At 65.6% G+C, this 4,725-nt stretch carries 6 protein-coding genes; all 6 read left to right on the top strand.

Annotated features, from left to right (window positions below):
* Positions 1 to 2,786: RHS repeat-associated core domain-containing protein (locus ACTJLF_RS34365; RefSeq protein ID WP_440884863.1), on the top strand; the 2,786-nt coding region annotated here is incomplete at its 5' end.
* The gene (locus tag ACTJLF_RS34360; RefSeq protein ID WP_019658742.1) at positions 2,783 to 3,268 is read left to right on the top strand and encodes a hypothetical protein; all 486 of its coding nucleotides are present in this window, start codon (positions 2,783 to 2,785) and stop codon (positions 3,266 to 3,268) included. The genes ACTJLF_RS34365 and ACTJLF_RS34360, both read left to right, overlap by 4 nt.
* A complete protein-coding gene (locus ACTJLF_RS34355) occupies positions 3,265 to 3,603 on the top strand; it encodes a hypothetical protein (protein ID WP_440884862.1) in 339 nt (112 codons plus the stop codon). Before ACTJLF_RS34360 ends, ACTJLF_RS34355 begins: the two co-directional genes overlap by 4 nt.
* 81 nt (positions 3,604 to 3,684) lie before the next feature.
* Positions 3,685 to 3,939, top strand: a complete 255-nt coding sequence (locus tag ACTJLF_RS34350; RefSeq protein WP_019658740.1) for a hypothetical protein — start codon at positions 3,685 to 3,687, stop codon at positions 3,937 to 3,939.
* A gap of 30 nt (positions 3,940 to 3,969) precedes the next feature.
* Positions 3,970 to 4,464, top strand: coding sequence for a pentapeptide repeat-containing protein (locus ACTJLF_RS34345; RefSeq protein ID WP_354409721.1), 495 nt, complete (start codon positions 3,970 to 3,972; stop codon positions 4,462 to 4,464).
* Between the two features lie 11 nt (positions 4,465 to 4,475).
* On the top strand, positions 4,476 to 4,725 hold a 250-nt coding region (locus ACTJLF_RS34340), incomplete at its 3' end, for a hypothetical protein (RefSeq protein WP_440884861.1).

Raw genomic sequence — 4,725 nt, 5'->3', positions numbered from 1 at the left:
ATCCGGACGGGCTGCAGGAGTGGTTCTTCCGCGATGACGCGAAGAACATCACGCGTCACGTGCACACCGACGGCACGACGGACGACTACACCTACGACGCCGACGGCAACCTGCAGACGCACACGCGTGCCGATGGAAGCCGCGTGCACCACGAGTACGACAGGCTGAACAGGCTCACGGGCATCCGTGACGGGGAAGGTGGTGTGTGGAAGCGCGACTACGACGCGCAGGGCCATCTCACCGAAGAGATCGATCCGCTGGGCCACAAGACCGAGTACGCCTACGACAAGGCCGGCAGGCCCGTGCGCATCACCGATGCGAAGGGCGGCACGAAGCTGATGAGCTACACGCCTCGCGGCCGGCTCGCAAGCCTCACCGATTGCTCAGGCAAGACCAGCCGCTGGACCTACGACGATCGCGGCCGGCTCGCCACGGCCGTCGATCCGGCGGGCAATGTCACGCGCCATCTCTACAGCCGTCCGCAGGAAGACGCGGTGCTGCGTGCCCAAGGCAGCGTGCCGGGCCTGCTCCACGAGATCGTGCTGCCCGACGGCACGCGCGAGCAGAAACTGCACGACCCCGAGGGGCGCATGCTCGCGCATGTCGACGGACTCGGGCGCCGCACGCACTACAGCTACAACCGTGCAGGGCTCATCGCAGGCCGCACCGATGCCGAGGGGCATTCGCTCAGGTACCAGTGGGATCTGCTGGGCCGTCTTGTCGAATTGCGCAACGAGAACGGCAGCCGCCACAGCCTGCGCTACGACCCCGTGGGTCGACTGCTGGAGAAGACCGACTTCGCGCGCAGGACCACGAGGTACCGCTACGAAGAGAGCACCGGCCGGCTCGTCGAGGTCGAAGCTGCCGGGCGAGCGGTGCGGCTGCAGGCCGATGCGATGGGCCGGATGACCGAGCGGTCCGCCGGTGGCCAGGTCGAGCGCTTCGCCTTCGACCGCAACGGACGCATGGTCGAGGCGTCGAACAGCGATGCACGTCTGCAGTGGTTCTACGACCCGGCCGGCAACCTGACGCGCGAGCATCAGCATGACCTGCAGGCCGGGCGCACCGCGATTTGGCAGCACCGCTACGACGCGCTCAACCAGCGCGTCGCCACGATCCGCCCCGACGGCCATACGACCCAGTGGCTCACCTACGGTTCGGGCCACGTGCACGGCCTGCTGCTCGACGGACGCGACATCCTCGGCTTCGAGCGCGACGACCTCCATCGCGAAGTGGTGCGCGAGCAGTGCAACGGCCTGACCCAGAAGCTGCGCTATGACAACGCAGGGCGGCGACTGGAACAGCAGGTCGTGCCGGGGCAGGCCAGCGCACCCGGCGCGCTGGGGCTGCAGCGCACCTACGGCTACGACAAGGCGGGGCAGTTGATTGCCATCGGCGACAGCCATCATGGCAACCTCGACTACCGCTACGACCCTGTCGGCCGCCTCGTCGAGTCCAACAGCCGGCTGGGGCGCGAGACCTTCGCCTTCGATCCGGCGGGCAACATCGCCGAGCCCGTCGGCGCGGCCGGTGAAACCCGCGTCCCTGTCGCTCCCTTGCTCGACAACCTGCTCAGGGCCTATGCCGGCGTCCGCTATCGGTATGACGAACACGGAAACATGGTCGAGCGCGTGTGCAACGGCCGGTCGACCACCTTCGCGTGGGACGGTTTCGGGCGCCTGAGCTCCGCCACGGACGAAGATGGCACGCCAACCTCGTTCGCCTACGACCCGCTGGGGCGCCGCATTTCCAAGCGTTCGCGAGACAGCATCACCAGATTCGGCTGGGATGGCGACACGCTCGCCTTCGAGAGCACACAGAGCCTCAGCGCAGAGCAGGAGGACGAGGGGCGCGGATGGAGCGTGCACTACGTTCATGAGCCGCGCTCCTTCGCTCCGCTGGTCCAGCTGCGCCAGGCGCATGCGATCGTGCCGGGCAGGACGCCCGACGTGCGGGAACTCATGGCCGCCAACGGTGGCGCCTACGACATCGAGCAGGACCCGCTGTGGAACGGCGAGCTCCAGCCGGGGCAACGCAGCTTCGAGGCGGACGAGATCGCCTTCTATCAGTGCGACCACCTCGGCACGCCCCGGGATCTGACCGATCACGAGGGCCGGGTCGGCTGGTCGGCCCAGTACAAGGCCTGGGGCGAGGCGCGCGAAGTCATCAGCGAAGCGGGACGACGTGCCGGCATCGTGAACCCCATCCGCTTCCAGGGGCAGTACTTCGACGCCGAAACCGGCCTGCACTACAACCGCTACCGCTACTACGATCCGGCGAGCGGCCGGTATGTCTCGCCCGACCCGCTGGGGCTTGCGGGCGGCCTCAACCTGTATGCCTACGTCGGCGGCAACCCCGTGCGGGGTATCGATCCGCTGGGGCTGGTCGACATCAACCTGTTCCCGCACAACGAGGCGATCCGCCAGTCGGCCGACAACATCGCAAGTCCGCCCGGCACCTTCACGGTCGGCTCCCATGGCAACCCGAGCATCATGACCGACACGGCGCTCAAGGGCATCACCCCCGCGCAGATGGCGCAGCGGATCAAGGCGCATCCGTCATATACGGACGGCCAGAAGGTGCAGCTGATGTCGTGCGAGACCGGCAAGGGTACCGACCCCTACGCCCAGAAACTGGCCAACGAGCTCAATGCGCCTGTCGTGGCGCCCGACAAGCTCCTGTGGATCTGGCCCCACGGCGCCTACAAACCTGCCGGCCAGAAGGCCGACGGCACCATGGACACCGCCGATCCCGGCGTCTGGCATACCTTCAATCCCAAGTCATGAAGAACATCGATCTCGGGTTCGGCGCGAAGCTGGCCCTGCTTCTTCCTCTTCTTCTGAACCTTTCAGTCTCTTACGCAACGGAGAACCAAACCATGGACACGCCCGACGCTGGCCCGGCCTCTTCTTCTTCCTCTTCGCCCATCTCGGGTGCGCAGACCTATTCGCTCACGGATGCGCAGCGAGCCGACCTGGCCGCCAAGGCCGAGACCGGTGACGCCGAAGCCGCGTTCCGCCTTTCGCTGTACTACACATTCGCGTCTTCGGACGAGGCTCAGCGCATCCGCTGGCTGACGATCGCGGCCAAGGCCGGACACGTCGTCGCGCAGCACAACCTCGCCTACGACCTCTACATGAGCGGCAAGGACCTCGCCGGAGCCGCGCATTGGGCGGCGGAGTCGGCGAAGAACGGTAATGCGGAGGCCGGCGATCTGCTGAAGGAAATCGAAGCGGCGCGCGCGAAAGCCCGGGGCTCGCATCCGTGAGCAGCGGCCTCGATGGTTCGGTCTTGCCGCTCTTCGAGATCGAGTCGCCGAATCAGCTGGTACTCAACACCCCGGTGGTGATCGCGTTGGCTGACGCCTTCAGGCTGTTCGAGAAGACCGGGCAGGACCTGAGTAATTTCAACGTTCACATCGCAGAAAGAAAGAAGGAAAACGGCCAAGACGAGAACGGAATCAACACCATCGGCATTGCGTTCACCGCCAAGCTGCCTCCGGGGCAAAAGGGGCTCGGCAACGCCAGCAAGCTGGGGCTGTCGATCACGTACATCGCCTCCAAAACCACCGGCGAAATACTTCGGGAGCAGGGGAGCCGGTAATGACGTCCGGCACCTAGTCTGGTTCTAAAGACGTTGCGGGCGCCCGAGTTCGCGGCTCTTAAATTTGCAAGGGAGAAAAGAATGAACGTAACCATCGAAGTCGATGGCCTGGCGGCGCAGGCGATTGCGGCAGCCTGCGCCGATGCAAGGTCTTCAGGCCTGCAGCTCGAAAACTACAAACTCGTCCTGGCCGAAGAATCCGGCGACTACAGCGCGTCGTGGGTGGCAAAGGGCAAGCCACAAGGCTACCGCGGCGCCTTGCCGGGCCTGCCCGAACCCAACCTCCTGATCGAGAAGCGCGCTGGCCGGGTCCTCCGGAAGCAGCTCTCGCGTTGAGTCGACGGCGTCATCCAAGGATTCTTCGATATGTCTTCCCAAATCATCATCCTCGCCCACGACATGTGGCGCAAAGGCGCAGGCGGTGCTCCCGCCGGGCTCGTCGGCCAGGCCGACAGCTTTGCCTACGCCGGGCTCGACCTGGGCCTCGCCCAGTTCGCCGCGACGACCTTCGCGGGCACGAGCTTCACGGCCACCAGCTTCAAGCAGGCAGGCTGGAGCGGCTGCCAGTTCACGGGCTGCAGCTTCACCGAGTGCGACTTCGGCAGCATCTCGATCACCGGCTGCACGTTCATCAACTGCAGCTTCACGCGCGCGAACTTCGACGGCGCGAGCATCGCGAGCAGCACTTTCAGGCAGTGCCAATGGGACGACATCAGCTTCGCAGGCGGCAGCTGGAACGACGTCGGCGTTCTGGACTGCAGCGGCACCGTGGTGCATGCGCAGGGGCTGCAGGGACGCAGCGTGGACTTCACGGGCAGCACCTTCGAGCAGCTCGAGTTCCAGGGCGCCAACATCAACTGACGGAAACGCATATGGCAGGGACGGAAGAAAAAAAGGCGCCGACCGAGCGCGAGCCGCAGACGGCGGTAGCGCCGTTGAACACGATCGTGAAGGAGGACGTCGCCGCTGCGAGCAAGGCGGTGGACGAGTGGCTGCGCTCGTTCAGCGGCGGCTACGTGACGCTGGAGCGGCTGACGATGGTGCTGGGCAGCATCCCGATCGTCGGCAACATCATGGCGCTGGTGGATGTGTTCCTGGACATCATCAACATCGTCGAGAAGA

The sequence above is a fragment of the Variovorax sp. 22077 genome, from assembly GCF_052044195.1.
In the GTDB taxonomy this organism is placed as follows: Bacteria; Pseudomonadota; Gammaproteobacteria; order Burkholderiales; family Burkholderiaceae_C; genus Variovorax; species Variovorax atrisoli.
Note: the sequence above shows the minus strand (reverse complement) of the source record. Positions and strands in the feature narration are given on the sequence as shown.

Excerpts from the sequence above, each read along its gene's own strand:
- ACTJLF_RS34350 (WP_019658740.1), top strand. The coding sequence starts at position 3,685 with ATGAACGTAACCATCGAAGTCGATGGCCTGGCGGCGCAGGCGATTGCG.
- ACTJLF_RS34360 (WP_019658742.1), top strand. The coding sequence starts at position 2,783 with ATGAAGAACATCGATCTCGGGTTCGGCGCGAAGCTGGCCCTGCTTCTT.
- ACTJLF_RS34345 (WP_354409721.1), top strand. The coding sequence starts at position 3,970 with ATGTCTTCCCAAATCATCATCCTCGCCCACGACATGTGGCGCAAAGGC.